This window comes from Pseudomonas sp. P4_C8 (assembly GCF_056401975.1).
Map to the genome: position 1 here is coordinate 89,988 of NZ_JBFUIH010000021.1, position 15,636 is coordinate 105,623.

A 15,636-nucleotide genomic window follows, 5' to 3' on the forward strand; every position below is an offset into this window, starting at 1 on the left:
TCTTAAAGCGACGAGTATTTCTTGCGCAGACGCTGACGAATCAGTTCTGCGAGGGTGTTCATGACGAAGGTGAACAGCAGCAGCACCAGCGCCGAGAGGAACAGCACGCGGTAGTGGCTGCCGCCGACTTCCGACTCGGGCATTTCCACCGCGACGTTGGCAGCCAGTGTGCGCAGGCCTTCGAACAGGTTCATTTCCATGACTGGGGTGTTACCGGTGGCCATCAACACGATCATGGTTTCACCGACCGCACGGCCCATGCCGATCATCAGCGCCGAGAAAATGCCCGGGCTGGCGGTGAGGATCACCACCCGCGTCATGGTCTGCCACGGCGTAGCGCCAAGGGCCAGGGAACCGAGGGTCAAACCGCGCGGAACGCTGAATACGGCGTCTTCGGCGATGGAGTAGATGTTCGGGATAACCGCGAAGCCCATGGCCAAACCAACCACCAGTGCGTTGCGCTGGTCGTAGGTGATGCCCAGGTCGTGGGAGATCCACATGCGCATGTCACCGCCGAAGAACCAGGTTTCCATGTACGGGCTCATGTACAGCGAGAGCCAGCCCACAAACAGAATCACTGGAATCAGGATCGCGCTTTCCCAGCCGTCCGGCACTTTCAGGCGGATCGACTCAGGCAGGCGACTGAAGACGAAACCGGCCACCAGAATGCCGATCGGCAGAAGCATCAGCAGGCTGAAGATGCCCGGCAAATGCCCTTCCACATACGGCGCAAGGAACAGGCCGGCGAAGAAACCGAGGATCACCGTCGGCATCGCTTCCATCAGCTCGATCACCGGCTTGACCTTGCGGCGCAAGCTCGGGGCCATGAAGTACGCGGTGTAAATCGCAGCAGCGACGGCCAGCGGTGCAGCCAACAGCATGGCGTAGAACGCGGCCTTCAAGGTGCCGAAGGTCAGCGGAGACAAGCTCATCTTCGGTTCGAAGTCAGTGTTGGCAGCGGTCGATTGCCAGACGTATTTAGGCTCGTCGTAGTTCTCGTACCAGACCTTGCTCCACAACGCGCTCCACGACACTTCCGGGTGCGGGTTGTCCAGCAGCAGCGGCTGAATCTTGCCGCCCGCTTCGACGATGATGCGGTTGGCGCGTGGCGACATGCCGAAAAGGCCTTGGCCTTCCACGACCTGATCCACCAGCAAGGTGCGGTGAGCGGTACTGTGGAACACGCCGAGTTTGCCGGAGGCGTCGAGGGCGACGAAGCCTTTGCGACGTTCTTCAGCGCTGATTTCAACAATCGGCGTGGTGCCCATCTGGAAGGTACGAATCTGCTTCAGACGCTGCTCACCATCGGGGTCGCGCGCCATGAACCACTGGGCCAGACCACCTTTGGAGTCGCCGAGGATCAGCGAGATACCGCCCACCAGTTGGGTGCTGGCGGTGATTTGCGCTTCACCGTCTTCGAGCAGTTTGTAGCGACCGTTGAGGCTCTTGTCGCGCAGGCTGAACACATCGGCCTGGGCACGACCGTTAATCACGTACAGCCACTGCTGACGCGGGTCGACGAAGATGTTCTTCACTGGCTCGGTCATCTGCGGCAGATCGATACGCTTCTGCTCATTGGTGACTTCACCGGTCATCATGTTTTCTTCGCTGGTCAGCGACAAAACATTGAGTTGCGCACCCGTGGCGCCGACCAGCATCAGGGTCGAATCGTTAGCGTTGAGACTGACATGCTCCAGCGCACCGCCCGCCTCGTTCAGCACGATCGGGGTTTCGCCGTACGGGTACTCGATGGCCGGCGAGATGGTTTTCTTGCCGTCCGGGTAGCTGACTTTATACGTGTGACGGAACACCAGGGCCTGACCGTTGGACAAGCCGACCGCCACCAATGGATGACCCGGTTGGTCTTCGCCGATGGAGGTCACGTGAGTGCCGGCCGGAACAGGCAGGTCGACGCGCTTGAGTTCAGCGCCACTGTCGATATCAAAGAACAGCGCCTGGCCCTTGTCGGAAACCCGCATGGCGACCTGGTTCTGTTCTTCGAGGGAAATCATCAACGGCTTGCCGGCGTCTTGCATCCAGGCTGGCGTGATGGCGTCCTTGGCAGTCAGGTCGGCACCCTGGAACAGTGGCGCAACGACGTAAGCGAGGAAGAAGAAGATCAACGTGATCGCGCCGAGAACGGCGAGGCCGCCCACGAGGACGTACCAGCGAGTCAGGCGATCTTTGAGCGCGCGAATGCGCCGCTTGCGTTGCAGTTCAGGCGTATTGAAATCAATTCGCTTGGGGGGATTCGTAGTCATGGTGGAATTGGCCAGATCATTCATGCGCACACCCTAGCGATCCTGTATGACAGAAAGATGACAATGCAGTGACGCAACAAATCCGCCGCCAACGGGGACTGGCAGCAGACCGGAAATTTGGGGAGGCCGGGTCACCTGCGTGGTAACCCTGAGCCTTGTAGGAGCAAGGCTTGCCCGCGATGGTAGCGCCAAGGTTTCAAAGGTGAAACGCGGCGCCCCCATCGCGAGCAAGCTCGGCTCCTACGGTGTTACTTTTTTGCGACTTCAGCGCCGCCTTCCGCCAGACCCAGGTCAGCCAGTGCTTTGGCAGCAACTTTGGCCGGCAGTGGGATGTAACCGTCTTTCACCACAACTTCCTGGCCCTGTTTGGACAGAACCAGTTTCACGAACTCGGCTTCCAGCGGGGCCAGAGGCTTGTTCGGGGCTTTGTTGACGTAGACGTAGAGGAAACGCGACAGCGGGTATTTGCCGTTCAGGGCGTTTTCTTCGGTGTCTTCGATGAAGTCAGTGCTGCCTTTCTTGGCCAGAGCCACAGTCTTCACGCTAGCGGTTTTGTAGCCGATGCCCGAGTAACCGATGCCGTTCAGCGAGGAGCTGATCGACTGCACGACCGAAGCCGAACCTGGTTGTTCGTTGACGTTTGGCTTGTAGTCGCCTTTGCACAGGGCTTCTTCTTTGAAGTAGCCGTAGGTGCCGGATACCGAGTTACGGCCGAACAGTTGAACCGGCTTGTTGGCCAGGTCACCGGTCACGCCCAGGTCACCCCAGGTTTTAACGTCGGTTTTAGCGCCGCACAGACGAGTGGACGAGAAGATCGCGTCGACTTGTTCCATGGTCAGGTGCTGGATCGGGTTGTCTTTGTGCACGAACACAGCCAGGGCGTCCACGGCAACCGGGATAGCGGTTGGCTTGTAGCCGTACTTCTGCTCGAAGGCAGCCAGTTCGGTGTCCTTCATCTTGCGGCTCATCGGGCCCAGGTTAGAGGTGCCTTCAGTCAGCGCAGGTGGCGCAGTGGCGGAGCCAGCGGCCTGAATCTGGATGTTTACGTTCGGGTATTCTTTTTTGTAGTTCTCAGCCCAAAGGGTCATGAGGTTGGCCAGAGTATCGGAGCCGACGCTGGACAGGTTGCCCGACACACCAGTGGTCTTGGTGTAGCTCGGGATAGCAGGGTCAACAGCGGCGAACGCGTTGGCAGTCGCAACGCCAGCAGCGACAAAAGTCATTGCCGCCATCAAACGCTTCAGTTTCATGCCTTACTCCTAGCAGATAGGGTGTGTTAAGTCGGGGCCAAGTATCAGCAGGCCGTGTGAACACTCTATGGCTGAAATATGACAATTGGATGAAAGGCCAGTATTCGGGTTTTTACAGGATGATTCGCGTCGCTCCATTCGCGAGCAGGTCGAATCGTCGCACCGTCGCTCCCACAAAGGCTCTGCGGTGAGCACAGAACCATTGTAGGAGCCGGCTTGCCGGCGAAAGCGTCAGTGCAGCCAATACAAAGAGCCGGCTTAACGCCCCTTCTTCCAGAGATACCCACCCACCACAATCCCGACCCCGCAAATGATCGCCACATAGTAGGCAGGCCCCATCGGGCTCTCCTTCAGCAGAAGCGTCACCACCATCGGCGTCAAACCACCGAAAATCGCATAGGCCAGGTTGTACGAGAACGACAGCCCGCTAAAGCGCACCACTGCTGGGAAGGCTTTGACCATCACGTACGGCACCGCGCCGATAGTGCCCACCAGCAAACCGGTCAAGGCGTACATCGGAAACAGCCAGTCCGGGTGATTGAACAGGCTGTGATAGAACGTCCAGGAACTCAGCAGCAACGCGGCACTGCCAAACACAAACACTCGACCCGCACCAAAACGGTCAGCCAAAGCGCCGGACGCCACGCACCCAAGGCTCAGGAATACAATCGCCACGCTATTGGCCTGCAACGCGGTGGTCGGCGCGAAGTGGTAAACCGTCTGCAACACGGTCGGGGTCATCAGGATGACCACGATGATGCCGGCTGACAGCAGCCAGGTCAGCAGCATGGAAATCAGGATCGCCCCGCGATGGTCACGCAATACAGCACGCAGCGGCACTTCTTCGGCCAGGGCTTTGCGCAGTTGCAGCTCGGCGAACACCGGGGTTTCGTGCAGCCAGCGGCGCAGGTACACCGAGAACAGGCCAAACACACCACCCAGCAGGAACGGGATCCGCCAGGCGTAATCGGACACTTCCACCGGGGTATAAATACTGTTGATCGCCGTGGCCACCAATGAGCCCAGTAGAATGCCCGCTGTCAGTCCGCTGGTCAGTGTGCCGCAGGCGTAGCCGATATACCGTTGCGGAACGTGTTCGGAAACGAATACCCACGCGCCCGGCACTTCACCCCCAATCGCCGCGCCCTGAATCACCCGCATCAGCAGCAACAGAATCGGTGCCCACATGCCGATCTGCGCGTAAGTCGGCAGCAAACCCATGATCAGGGTCGGCACCGCCATCATGAAAATGCTCAGGGTGAACATTTTCTTGCGCCCCAACAGATCACCGAAGTGCGCCATGACGATGCCGCCCAACGGCCGCGCCAGGTAGCCAGCAGCGAAAATGCCGAAGGTCTGCATCAGGCGCAGCCACTCAGGCATATCCGCCGGGAAGAACAGCTTGCCAACCACCGTGGCAAAGAACACAAAGATGATGAAGTCGTAAAACTCCAGTGCACCGCCCAAGGCAGACAGCGATAAAGTCTTGTAATCGTTACGGGTCAACGGACGTGCGGGTTGGTTCGGCTGCGCGATGCTCGAGGGCGCTGTGGTCATGGCAAGGGCTTCTCTTATAGTCGGTTCTGCAGCCCCAATAACGCTGACGGAGGCTTGGGCAGGTCCGGCACGATAGCAAATTGTTCGAAAAAGCACATAGAGGTCGGTTTTTGACGGTCAAAATGAGAACCGGACGGTCGTCTCGGAGTCTACCGACCGATATACTCGCAATCTTGCAACACTTTGAAAGGATTGCTGTGCGAAGACGCTGCTGGCTCTACCAGTCGATTTCGCAGAGTTTCCCTTTAGGCGCCTTACGAGAAACGTGACGAACGTAGTATGTTCGGGGCTGAATCGTTTTTCTTGAAAGCGGCTATTCACCTGAAGTACAAATGAAGAGTCACGGGTCAGAGGCACCCCCGGCATGATAGAGCTCGAACAAGAAGATCCAATCCCGCAAGGCGACCTGGCCCTGCAAATCACCGCGCTCCCTCGCGAAACCAACGGCTTTGGCGATATTTTCGGCGGCTGGCTGGTGGCGCAGATGGATTTGGCGGGCACCGCCATGGCCAGCAAAGTCGCTGGCGGGCGCGTTGCCACCGTTGCGATCGACCGTATGGCGTTCCTGGTTCCTGTCGCGGTAGGCGCACAGCTCTCCTTTTATACCCAAGCGCTGGAAATCGGCCGCAGCTCAATCAAGATGATGGTTGAGGTCTGGAGCGACGATCCGCTGTCCAGCGAGTGGCGTAAAGTGACTGAAGCCGTGTTTGTGTTCGTCGCCATCGACGGCAGCGGCCGTACTCGCTCGGTTCCGCCGCGCGCGCGTTAAACGCTGCGGGCGTTTTACGGTCCATTGCAGTCATTGTTCCCGATCGAGAGTTGTCCCATGAACACGCCCAACGTTGAAGCCGTGAAACTGGATGAACTGAACTGCTGGCGCATCCGCCATGGTCAGGCCGAATTGCTGGTCGCCCAGCAAGGCGCGCACATTCTCAGTTATCAATTGGCCGGCCAACCGCCGCTGATCTGGCTCAACGACGAGGCGGTGTTCAAGGCCGGCAAGAGTATCCGCGCCGGCGTGCCGGTGTGCTGGCCGTGGTTCGGCAACCTTGCACGCAATCCGCAGAGCGTTCAGGCGATGCGTGTCAGCGACGAAGCGCCAAGTGCCCACGGTTTTGTCCGGGCGATGGATTGGGAGCTGGGCGGCATCGAAGCCGAGGGCGAAAGCCTGAAGGTGGAGTTCATCCTGCCCTACCCCGTAGGTGGTTTTCCGGGTTGGCCGCATCAGGTGGATTTGAAGCTGAGCATTCGTCTGGATGAGCAACTGCATATCAGCCTGACCAGCCATAACCAAGGCACAGACACCGTCACCCTCAGCCAGGCGCTGCACAGCTATTTTGCGGTCAGCGATGTGCGCAATGTGCACGTTGAAGGGCTGGATGGCTTCAGCTACATCGAGACGCTGGATGAGTGGAAAACCGTCACTCAGACCGGTGATCTGCAGTTTACCGGCGAGACCGACCGCATCTACCTCAATACCCCGACGACGCTGAGCATAGTCGATCCGGCGTGGGAGCGGCGCATTGAGCTGACCAGCAGTGGATCGCGCGCGGCGGTGATCTGGAACCCGTGGATCGAGCGTGCAGCGGCGTTCAGCGACATGGCGGACGATGGCTGGCAGCGGATGCTGTGCATTGAGACGGCGAATGTGATGGATGATGTGGTGACATTGATTCCGGGGGCCAGCCACACCCTCGGTGTCAGCATTAGCAGCAATCCCCTCTAAGCCACACCAGACCGCAAGGGTGGGAGCGAGCCTGCTCGCGAATGCGGTGTATCAGTTTACGGATTAACCGACTGACACTCCCTCTTCGCGAGCAGGCTCGCTCCCACATTTGAATACCTATAAATCCGATTCCTGCACCACCCGCACTTTCGCCGCATCCAGCGCGTACGCCGCATCGGCCAGGTCGTTATTGACCGTCTCGACCTTCAGCGTGCCGGTCACCCACAGCGGCGTGTAGATATCATCCAGCTTCAACCCCTTCGGATAGCGCACCAGCACCAACTGATTGGGCGGCGGTGGCGGCACGTGGATGCACGCGCCGGGATACGGCACAAGGAAGAACAGCGTACTGCGGCCCTTGGCGTCGGACTCCAGCGGCACCGGGTAACCACCGATGCGGATGTTCTTGTCGTTCATCGACGGCACGGTTTTGGTCGAGTACATCACCGCCGGCAAGCCCTTGCTCTGCTTCATGCCACCCTTTGCGGTAAAGGTGCCATCGCCTTCGGGCGTGTTGTGGTCGATTTCGGGCATGGCTTCGAGGGCTTTTTGGTCCGACTTGGGCATCAGTTCGAGCCAGTCGGTTTCCGGCAGTTCGCCGGCATGGGCCAAACCACTGCCCAGTAAAAGGATAGTCAACAGAAGACGGCGCATTGAGGTGCTCGGAAAAGGAAGGGCGATAAATCGCCGAGCATTCTAGCCCTCTCTGCGTGCGGCGCAGAGGGGGCTTTGTCGCTTTGGATCAGTTCTTTTTGATCAGACCGTAGATCACCAGCAATACCACGGCACCGACCAGCGCACCGATGAAACCTGCGCCTTGGCCGGCCTGGTAAATGCCCAGAGCCTGGCCGCCGTAAGTGGCCGCCAGCGAACCGCCGATACCGAGCAGGATGGTCATGATCCAGCCCATGCTGTCATCGCCCGGTTTCAGGAACCGAGCCAGCAGGCCGACGATCAAGCCGATAAAGATGGTTCCAATAATTCCCATGGCATTTCCCTCTGGTTGAAGTGGCTACGCGAAAGCCTAGTCAGACTTTGGCATCCTGCCATGAGAGAACGACGGCCCCTGAATGGTTCCGCCGCTGCCACATGAAACTATTTATTCGGCGATGAGCGCTTCGACCTTGAGGATCTGTGCCGCCAGCGTCTCGCGGTCAGCGCAGCGCAGGTTGGCGTGACCGACCTTGCGACCGGCCTTGAACGCCTTGCCGTAGTGGTGCAGATGGCAATCGGCAATCGCGATCACTTTCTCAACCGGCGGTACAACACCGATGAAGTTGAGCATCGCGCTTTCGCCGACCTTGGCCGTCGAACCCAGCGGCAAACCGGCAACGGCCCGCAGATGGTTTTCGAACTGGCTGCACTCGGCGCCTTCGGTGGTCCAGTGACCGGAGTTGTGCACGCGCGGGGCGATTTCGTTGGCCTTGAGGCCACCGTCGACTTCAAAGAACTCGAACGCCATCACGCCGACATAATTCAGCTGCTTGAGCACGCGGCTGGAATAGTCTTGCGCCAAGGCTTGCAGCGGGTGATCGGTACTAGCCACGGACAGCTTGAGGATGCCGCTGTCGTGGGTATTGTGGACCAGTGGATAGAACTTGGTTTCACCATCGCGAGCACGCACGGCGATCAGCGACACTTCACCAGTGAACGGCACGAAGCCTTCCAGCAGGCAAGCAACACTGCCCAGTTCGGCGAAGGTGCCGACCACGTCTTCCGGTTTGCGCAGGACTTTCTGGCCCTTGCCGTCATAACCCAGGGTGCGGGTTTTCAACACGGCCGGCAGACCGATGGAGGCCACTGCGGCGTCCAGATCGGCTTGCGACTGAATGTCGGCGAACGCCGGGGTCGGGATCCCCAGGTCCTTGAACATGCTCTTCTCGAACCAGCGATCACGAGCTATGCGCAGGGCTTCGGCGCTCGGGTAAACCGGAACGAATTGCGACAGAAACGCCACGGTTTCGGCCGGGACGCTTTCGAACTCGAAGGTCACCAGATCGACTTCATCGGCCAGTTGACGCAGGTGGTCCTGATCGCCGTAATCGGCCCGCAGGTGTTCGCCCAACGCGGCTGCGCAAGCATCCGGCGCGGGGTCCAGGAAAGCGAAACTCATACCCAGCGGGGTGCCCGCCAGCGCCAACATGCGACCCAACTGGCCGCCACCGATTACACCGATCTTCATCGTCAACAACCTCAGGCGATGCGTGGGTCTGGATTTTCCAGGACGCTGTCTGTCTGTTCAGCGCGGAACGTTTTCAGCACGTCGTGGAACTGCGGGTGCTTGGCGCCCAGGATGCTCGCCGACAGCAGCGCAGCATTGATCGCGCCAGCCTTGCCGATGGCCAGGGTCGCAACCGGGATGCCAGCCGGCATCTGCACGATGGAAAGCAACGAATCGACGCCGGACAGCATCGCCGACTGCACCGGCACGCCCAGCACCGGCAGGTGGGTCTTGGCCGCACACATGCCAGGCAAGTGGGCCGCGCCACCGGCACCGGCGATAATCACCTCGATACCACGGGCCTCAGCCTCTTCGGCGTACTGGAACAGCAGGTCCGGGGTGCGGTGGGCAGAGACCACTTTCACCTCGTAAGGGATGCCGAGCTTTTCCAGCATATCGGCGGTGTGGCTAAGGGTGGACCAATCGGACTTGGAGCCCATGATCACGCCAACCAGTGCACTCATCGTCGTGCCTCTTCTCTCTGGGCGCCCGCAGGCGCGTCAAAAAACAACAAGCCACGCAAAATGCGTGGCTTGTTGTACGAATTATGGCCGGGCGAACCGGCCGAAGGCCGCGCAGTATACCGTAATGACACAGATAAACAGCCCCCGTTGCGACCATCTGTCATACGGCGCAAAGTGCCGGTTTTATTGACTCGCAGGTCAGCAGACATACGTGCCATAAAACCCGCCCCTGTAGGAGCACAGCTTGCTGGCGATGGCGACTTCCAGAACGCAATCGCCAGCAAGCTGTGCTCCTACAAAGGCATCGTTAGTTGGTTGTCCCTTGGGCTGCACCGCCTTCAAGCTTGCGCCACAGCAGCCGCACGTTGGCCTTGCGCACCAGGGCGCAGCGATACAGGCGAATCTCCAGCGGCACATGCCATTGCGGGCCGCCACAGACCACCAGTTCGCCGCGAGCCAGTTCGGCACGCACGCTCAGTTGCGGCACCCAGGCAATGCCCAACCCTTCCAGTGCCATGCTTTTCAGGCTGTCGGCCATGGCGGTTTCGTAAATGGTGGTAAAGCGCAGCGCACGCTGGCGCAACAGCATGTTCACCGAACGTCCGAGAAACGCGCCGGCGCTGTAGGCGAGCAAAGGCACGCTGGCTTCGCCTTCCAGATCAAACAGCGGCTTACCCTCGGCATCCGCCGCGCAAACCGGCAGCATCTCAGTGTGGCCAAGGTGCAGAGACGGAAAGATTTCCGGGTCCATCTGCAACGCTGCATCGGGATCGTAAAACGCCAACATCAAATCGCAACCGCCCTCGCGCAAGGCATGCACCGCGTCACCGACGTTGGTTGCCACCAAACGCGTCGCGATATTCAGGCCTTCATTGCGCAACTGCGCGATCCAGCGGGGAAAGAAACCCAGCGCCAATGAGTGAGCGGCAGCGACTTGCATCACTTCGCCCTGCCCGCCTTCCAGGTGATGAAGATGACGCAGCACTTCACCCAACTGTTCGACCACCGTCCGCGCCGTCACCAGAAACAATTGCCCCGCCGCCGTCAGCTCGACGGGCGTGCGCGAGCGATTGACCAGTTGCAGCCCCAGCGCGGCTTCAAGGCTGCGGATCCGCCGGCTGAAGGCCGGTTGTGTCACGAAGCGTCGTTCCGCAGCCTGGGAGAAGCTGCGGGTGGCGGCCAGGGCGCTGAAGTCCTCAAGCCATTTACTTTCCAGATTCATCACGTCCTCCCGGACACGCACCAATTTAGGTCACACGCTCGCCGCACACACGGCGTCACACCGACATTATGCCGAATGTGCATAGGCCAGTGTTTAACAGCATTGGCCGAAATTTCTCCACAAGCCTAGCATTTGCAGTGTTCCGGCACAGACCGGGTCCATATCGAGATGATTTCTATCATGTCCTCCGCTGCATCTTTCCGCACAGAAAAAGACCTGCTTGGCGTACTCGAAGTACCTGCACAAGCGTATTACGGCATCCAGACCCTGCGAGCGGTGAACAACTTCCGCCTCTCGGGCGTTCCGATTTCGCATTACCCTAAGCTGGTTGTCGGTTTGGCGATGGTCAAACAGGCCGCCGCTGACGCCAACCGCGAACTGGGTCACCTGAGCGAAGCCAAGCACGCTGCCATCAGCGAAGCTTGTGCACGTCTGATCCGCGGCGATTTCCACGAAGAATTCGTGGTGGACATGATTCAAGGCGGCGCTGGCACTTCAACCAACATGAATGCCAACGAAGTCATTGCCAACATCGCGCTGGAGGCCATGGGTCACCAGAAAGGCGAATACCAATACCTGCACCCGAACAACGACGTGAACATGGCGCAGTCGACCAACGACGCCTATCCGACCGCGATCCGCCTGGGTCTGCTGTTGGGTCACGACGCACTGCTGGCCAGTCTCGACAGCCTGATCCAGTCGTTTGCTGCCAAAGGTGAAGAATTCAGCCACGTTCTGAAGATGGGTCGTACCCAGCTGCAAGACGCTGTGCCGATGACCCTGGGCCAGGAATTCCGTGCATTCGCCACGACCCTGGGCGAAGACCTGGCGCGTCTGAAAACACTGGCACCTGAACTGCTGACCGAAGTGAACCTGGGCGGTACTGCGATCGGTACCGGCATCAACGCCGACCCGCGTTACCAACACCTGGCCGTTCAGCGTCTGGCATTGATCAGCGGCCAACCGCTGGTTCCGGCTGCCGACCTGATTGAAGCCACGTCCGACATGGGCGCCTTCGTATTGTTCTCCGGCATGCTCAAGCGTACCGCGGTCAAACTGTCGAAGATCTGCAACGACCTGCGTCTGCTGTCCAGCGGCCCACGCACCGGCATCAACGAAATCAACCTGCCGGCGCGTCAGCCAGGCAGCTCGATCATGCCAGGCAAGGTCAACCCGGTTATTCCGGAAGCCGTAAACCAGGTTGCGTTCCAGATCATCGGTAACGACCTGGCCCTGACCATCGCGGCCGAAGGCGGCCAGCTGCAACTGAACGTGATGGAGCCGCTGATCGCGTTCAAGATCTTCGACTCGATCCGTCTGCTGCAACGCGCCATGGACATGCTGCGCGAGCACTGCATCACCGGCATTACTGCCAACGAAGAGCGCTGCCGCGAACTGGTCGAACACTCGATCGGCCTGGTCACCGCACTGAACCCGTACATCGGCTATGAAAACGCCACCCGCATCGCCCGTATCGCCCTCGAAAGCGGCCGTGGCGTGCTGGAACTGGTGCGCGAAGAAGGCCTGCTCGACGACGCCATGCTCGCCGACATCCTGCGCCCGGAAAACATGATTGCTCCGCGTCTGGTGCCTCTGAAGGCTTAACCGAACGCAACAGCGGCCCTTGCTCTTTTAACGAAGAGCAAGGGCCACGCTCACCAGGTCGAGGGACTAGACACCTCTCACCTTTTGAGGGCTTGGGGATTTAATCCCCAGGCCCTTTTTTTTGATTTTTTGCGGATGCGTCACTTCTGTAGGAGCACGGCTTGCCGGCGATGGCGCCCTCACTATCGCCATCGCCGGCAAGCCGTGCTCCTACAGGAAAGCCACCTCGTTTTACCGCTTGCACCATAATCGGGCAGACGGACGGCACACTCATCGGTATAGTGCCGCCCCTCTTCGCGTGAGCGGTCGTCGGTAACGAGGCCCAAACCCATGCGAAACCCGAACTAATAACAAACCTGCGAAATGGGACCGGGACGAACACGCGCCTCATCTGTTGTGCCACGCGCACTTCGGTGTAACGCGATATTTCTACCTGCCCCGCATTTGCCTAAACAAAAAACAGCGAGGAATAATCCATGCTCGAAGTCATCAACGACTTCCTCTCAGGGAAAGTACTGATCGTGCTCATTGTCGGGCTCGGAAGCTACTTCACGATCCGCTCGCGTTTCGTTCAATTGCGCCACTTTTTCCATATGTTCGCGGTGTTCCGCGACAGCCTCAAAAGCAGCGCCGGGCAACTCAGTTCGTTCCAGGCCCTGATGCTCAGCCTCGCCGGTCGCGTTGGCGCAGGTAACATCGCCGGTGTCGGCATCGCCGTGACCCTGGGTGGCCCGGGTGCAGTGTTCTGGATGTGGGTGACCGCGCTGGTCGGCATGTCCAGCAGCTTCTTCGAGTGCTCTCTCGGTCAGCTGTACAAGCGCACCGATTCCGACGGCACCTACCGTGGCGGTCCGTCCTACTACATCCAGCACGGTCTGCAGAAGCGCTGGTTGGGTATGGTCATGGCGTTCCTGTTGCTGGTGACCTTCGGTTTCGCCTTCAACGGCCTGCAAGCCCATGCCGTGACGCACTCGCTGAACAACGCATTCGGCTTCGACACCACCTATACCGGCATCGCACTGGCGGTGTTGCTGGGTATGGTGTTCATCGGCGGGATCAAACGTATTGCCAAAGTCGCCGACCTGCTGGTGCCAGTGAAAACTCTGGTGTACATCGGCGTGACCATCTATGTGATCGTGCTGCAATTCGATCAAGTACCCGGCATGTTGATGACCATCGTCAAAAGCGCTTTCGGTCTCGACCAGGCATTTGGCGGCCTGATCGGCAGCGCCATTGTCATGGGCGTGAAACGCGGCGTGTTCGCCAACGAAGCGGGCCTGGGCAGCGCGCCAAACGTGGCCGCCGTGGCTTCGGTCGAGCACCCGGTGGCACAAGGCGTGGTTCAGGCGTTCAGCGTGTTCCTCGACACTTTCGTGATCTGCACCTGTACCGCGCTGCTGATCCTGCTCTCGGGTTTCTACACCCCCGGCTTCGAAGGCGATGGCATTGCCTTGACCCAGAACTCGCTGGCCGCCGTGGTCGGTGACTGGGGCCGGATATTCATCTCCGTGGCCCTGTCGTTGTTCGTGTTCACCTCGATTCTCTACAACTACTACCTGGGCGAGAGCAACCTGCGCTTTTTGATCGGTGAAAACCGCAAGGCGCTGATGGGTTATCGTGCGCTGGTGCTGGTGTTGATCTTCTGGGGCGCCATCGAAAACCTGGGCACTGTGTTCGCCTTCGCCGACATCACCATGACGATGCTCGCGTTCGTGAACCTGATCGCGCTGTTCCTGTTGTTCAAGGTCGGCATGCGCATCCTGCGTGACTACGATGACCAGCGTGCGGCCGGAATCAAGACGCCGGTGTTTGATTCGAGCAAATTCGCCGATTTGGACCTCGACCTGAAGGCCTGGCCAGCCAACCCGCCAGCACCTGCCCCGACAGCAACAACCGAGCCGCAAGGCGTACCCGCAGCGCAACGCTGACCGGTAAACGACGGGTACACAACCTGTGGGAGCCAGCCTGCTGGCGATGACGGACTGTCAGTGACACATTAGTGTCTAACATACCGCTATCGCCGGCAAGCCGGTCTCGCTCCCACATGTCATCTCTTGCGGAGACTTCCCCATGGTTCCCAATTCCTTTCCTGCCGCCCAACACGTGATGGTGCTCTACACCGGTGGCACCATCGGCATGCAAGCCAGCGCCCACGGCCTGGCCCCGGCGTCCGGCTTCGAAGCGCGGATGCGTGAATACCTGCACAGCCAGCCTGAGCTGGTGGTGCCGCAGTGGCGTTTTCGCGAGATGTCGCCACTGATCGACAGCGCCAACATGTCCCCGGCGTATTGGCAGCAACTGCGCGAAGCCGTGGTCGACGCTGTAGATGTGCAGGGCTGCGACAGCGTGCTGATCCTGCACGGCACGGATACCCTGGCCTACAGCGCAGCGGCCATGAGTTTTCAGTTACTCGGCCTGCACGCCCGCGTGTGTTTTACCGGCTCGATGCTGCCGGCCGGCGTGACGGACAGCGATGCCTGGGAAAACCTCAGCGGTGCGCTGGTTGCCCTCGGCCATGGCCTGGCACCGGGCGTTCATCTGTACTTCCACGGCGAACTGCTGGACCCGACGCGTTGCGCGAAGGTACGCAGTTTCGGGCGTCATCCGTTCAAGCGGCTCGAGCGTCAGGGTGGCGGTGTGAAAGCCGCTTCGCTGCCGGCAGCGTTGAATTACAACCAACCGAAGCAACTGGCGAAGGTTGCGGTGCTGCCGCTGTTTCCTGGCATCAGCGCCGACATTTTGGACGGCCTGCTCGACAGCGGCATTCAAGGTCTGGTGCTGGAGTGCTACGGCAGCGGCACCGGGCCGAGCGACAATCCAGAGTTCCTCGCCAGCCTGGAACAGGCGCGGGACAAGGGTGTTGTGGTTGTAGCCGTCACCCAATGCCATGAAGGTGGCGTCGAGCTGGATGTTTACGAGGCTGGCAGTCGGTTGCGTGGTGTGGGTGTGCTTTCAGGTGGCGGCATGACCCGTGAAGCGGCGTTCGGCAAGTTGCATGGCTTACTGGGTGCCGGGCTCGACACCGCTGAAGTGCGGCGCCTTGTAGAACTCGACCTCTGCGGCGAACTTAGCTGACACATTACAACCCCCTGTAGGAGTGAGCCTGCTCGCGATAGCGGTCGCCCATCCAACATGGGTGCTGACTGATACACCGCCATCGCGAGCAGGCTCACTCCTATGTATGGACTCGCCCCCACTGTCTACCTGCTTTTCAAACACTGCTACCCGGTTGCATCTATGTATAAGGCCTATTCGAGGAAGCCATCTTTGGCTTCTGGCCAACATTGGTTGAGCTCACGGTATGCCGATTACATTCAGGCCTCGAAGGCC

General features: G+C 59.6%; 13 protein-coding genes. 5 read left to right on the forward strand and 8 right to left on the reverse strand.

All coding sequences use genetic code 11. The features are described 5' to 3' along the window. Window positions 1–2: 2 nt before the first annotated feature. The 3 genes from AC1DWM_RS15155 to AC1DWM_RS15165 all read right to left on the reverse strand — a co-directional run bounded on the left by AC1DWM_RS15155 (window position 3) and on the right by AC1DWM_RS15165 (window position 5,068). A complete protein-coding gene (locus AC1DWM_RS15155) occupies window positions 3–2,285 on the reverse strand; it encodes an ABC transporter permease subunit (protein WP_477795542.1) in 2,283 nt (760 codons plus the stop codon). A gap of 224 nt (window positions 2,286–2,509) precedes the next feature. Beyond that, window positions 2,510–3,511, reverse strand: a complete 1,002-nt coding sequence (locus tag AC1DWM_RS15160; RefSeq protein WP_477795543.1) for a phosphate ABC transporter substrate-binding protein PstS — start codon at window positions 3,509–3,511, stop codon at window positions 2,510–2,512. 258 nt (window positions 3,512–3,769) lie between these two features. Further along, window positions 3,770–5,068 (reverse strand): MFS transporter, encoded by a 1,299-nt coding sequence (locus AC1DWM_RS15165; protein WP_223521246.1) that lies wholly within the window; start codon window positions 5,066–5,068, stop codon window positions 3,770–3,772. 364 nt (window positions 5,069–5,432) lie between these two features. On the opposite strand from AC1DWM_RS15165, the gene AC1DWM_RS15170 reads away from it, so the two are divergent. Both AC1DWM_RS15170 and AC1DWM_RS15175 read left to right on the forward strand, forming a co-directional pair. Further along, complete coding sequence (locus tag AC1DWM_RS15170) at window positions 5,433–5,837, forward strand: acyl-CoA thioesterase (RefSeq protein WP_007942704.1); 405 nt, start codon at window positions 5,433–5,435, stop codon at window positions 5,835–5,837. Window positions 5,838–5,894: 57 nt separating this feature from the next. Continuing rightward, on the forward strand, window positions 5,895–6,794 hold the full coding sequence (locus tag AC1DWM_RS15175) for a D-hexose-6-phosphate mutarotase (RefSeq protein ID WP_223521248.1): 900 nt from the start codon (window positions 5,895–5,897) through the stop codon (window positions 6,792–6,794). 117 nt (window positions 6,795–6,911) lie between these two features. Here AC1DWM_RS15175 and AC1DWM_RS15180 read toward each other — a convergent pair whose 3' ends face one another. The 5 genes from AC1DWM_RS15180 to AC1DWM_RS15200 all read right to left on the reverse strand — a co-directional run bounded on the left by AC1DWM_RS15180 (window position 6,912) and on the right by AC1DWM_RS15200 (window position 10,701). Next, window positions 6,912–7,448: a DUF3299 domain-containing protein gene (locus AC1DWM_RS15180; RefSeq protein WP_223521250.1), complete on the reverse strand. Its 537-nt coding sequence runs from the start codon at window positions 7,446–7,448 to the stop codon at window positions 6,912–6,914. 88 nt (window positions 7,449–7,536) lie between these two features. Next, window positions 7,537–7,782 (reverse strand): GlsB/YeaQ/YmgE family stress response membrane protein, encoded by a 246-nt coding sequence (locus AC1DWM_RS15185; protein ID WP_008030708.1) that lies wholly within the window; start codon window positions 7,780–7,782, stop codon window positions 7,537–7,539. Between the two features lie 111 nt (window positions 7,783–7,893). After that, window positions 7,894–8,976, reverse strand: coding sequence for a 5-(carboxyamino)imidazole ribonucleotide synthase (locus AC1DWM_RS15190; RefSeq protein ID WP_452628709.1), 1,083 nt, complete (start codon window positions 8,974–8,976; stop codon window positions 7,894–7,896). An 11-nt stretch (window positions 8,977–8,987) separates the two neighbouring features. Continuing rightward, on the reverse strand, window positions 8,988–9,479 hold the full coding sequence (purE, locus tag AC1DWM_RS15195) for a 5-(carboxyamino)imidazole ribonucleotide mutase (protein ID WP_175375591.1): 492 nt from the start codon (window positions 9,477–9,479) through the stop codon (window positions 8,988–8,990). A 307-nt stretch (window positions 9,480–9,786) separates the two neighbouring features. Then, window positions 9,787–10,701 (reverse strand): LysR substrate-binding domain-containing protein, encoded by a 915-nt coding sequence (locus AC1DWM_RS15200; RefSeq protein WP_223521254.1) that lies wholly within the window; start codon window positions 10,699–10,701, stop codon window positions 9,787–9,789. Window positions 10,702–10,881: 180 nt separating this feature from the next. Between AC1DWM_RS15200 and aspA the strand changes: the two genes are divergently transcribed. The 3 genes from aspA (at window position 10,882) to AC1DWM_RS15215 (ending at window position 15,381) form a co-directional block, all read left to right on the forward strand. Further along, window positions 10,882–12,306 carry an aspartate ammonia-lyase gene (gene aspA / locus AC1DWM_RS15205; protein WP_027926288.1) on the forward strand — a complete coding sequence of 475 codons (1,425 nt, stop codon included), beginning with the start codon at window positions 10,882–10,884 and terminating at the stop codon, window positions 12,304–12,306. A gap of 476 nt (window positions 12,307–12,782) precedes the next feature. Then, window positions 12,783–14,234 (forward strand): alanine/glycine:cation symporter family protein, encoded by a 1,452-nt coding sequence (locus AC1DWM_RS15210; protein WP_477795544.1) that lies wholly within the window; start codon window positions 12,783–12,785, stop codon window positions 14,232–14,234. Between the two features lie 142 nt (window positions 14,235–14,376). Then, a complete protein-coding gene (locus tag AC1DWM_RS15215) occupies window positions 14,377–15,381 on the forward strand; it encodes an asparaginase (protein WP_223521258.1) in 1,005 nt (334 codons plus the stop codon). Window positions 15,382–15,636: the final 255 nt, after the last annotated feature.

Coding starts and splice junctions, on each gene's coding strand:
- purE (WP_175375591.1), bottom strand. CDS start 9,479: ATGAGTGCACTGGTTGGCGTGATCATGGGCTCCAAGTCCGATTGGTCC.
- aspA (WP_027926288.1), top strand. CDS start 10,882: ATGTCCTCCGCTGCATCTTTCCGCACAGAAAAAGACCTGCTTGGCGTA.
- AC1DWM_RS15155 (WP_477795542.1), bottom strand. CDS start 2,285: ATGAATGATCTGGCCAATTCCACCATGACTACGAATCCCCCCAAGCGA.
- AC1DWM_RS15170 (WP_007942704.1), top strand. CDS start 5,433: ATGATAGAGCTCGAACAAGAAGATCCAATCCCGCAAGGCGACCTGGCC.
- AC1DWM_RS15190 (WP_452628709.1), bottom strand. CDS start 8,976: ATGAAGATCGGTGTAATCGGTGGCGGCCAGTTGGGTCGCATGTTGGCG.
- AC1DWM_RS15180 (WP_223521250.1), bottom strand. CDS start 7,448: ATGCGCCGTCTTCTGTTGACTATCCTTTTACTGGGCAGTGGTTTGGCC.
- AC1DWM_RS15160 (WP_477795543.1), bottom strand. CDS start 3,511: ATGAAACTGAAGCGTTTGATGGCGGCAATGACTTTTGTCGCTGCTGGC.
- AC1DWM_RS15185 (WP_008030708.1), bottom strand. CDS start 7,782: ATGGGAATTATTGGAACCATCTTTATCGGCTTGATCGTCGGCCTGCTG.
- AC1DWM_RS15200 (WP_223521254.1), bottom strand. CDS start 10,701: ATGAATCTGGAAAGTAAATGGCTTGAGGACTTCAGCGCCCTGGCCGCC.
- AC1DWM_RS15175 (WP_223521248.1), top strand. CDS start 5,895: ATGAACACGCCCAACGTTGAAGCCGTGAAACTGGATGAACTGAACTGC.
- AC1DWM_RS15210 (WP_477795544.1), top strand. CDS start 12,783: ATGCTCGAAGTCATCAACGACTTCCTCTCAGGGAAAGTACTGATCGTG.
- AC1DWM_RS15215 (WP_223521258.1), top strand. CDS start 14,377: ATGGTTCCCAATTCCTTTCCTGCCGCCCAACACGTGATGGTGCTCTAC.
- AC1DWM_RS15165 (WP_223521246.1), bottom strand. CDS start 5,068: ATGACCACAGCGCCCTCGAGCATCGCGCAGCCGAACCAACCCGCACGT.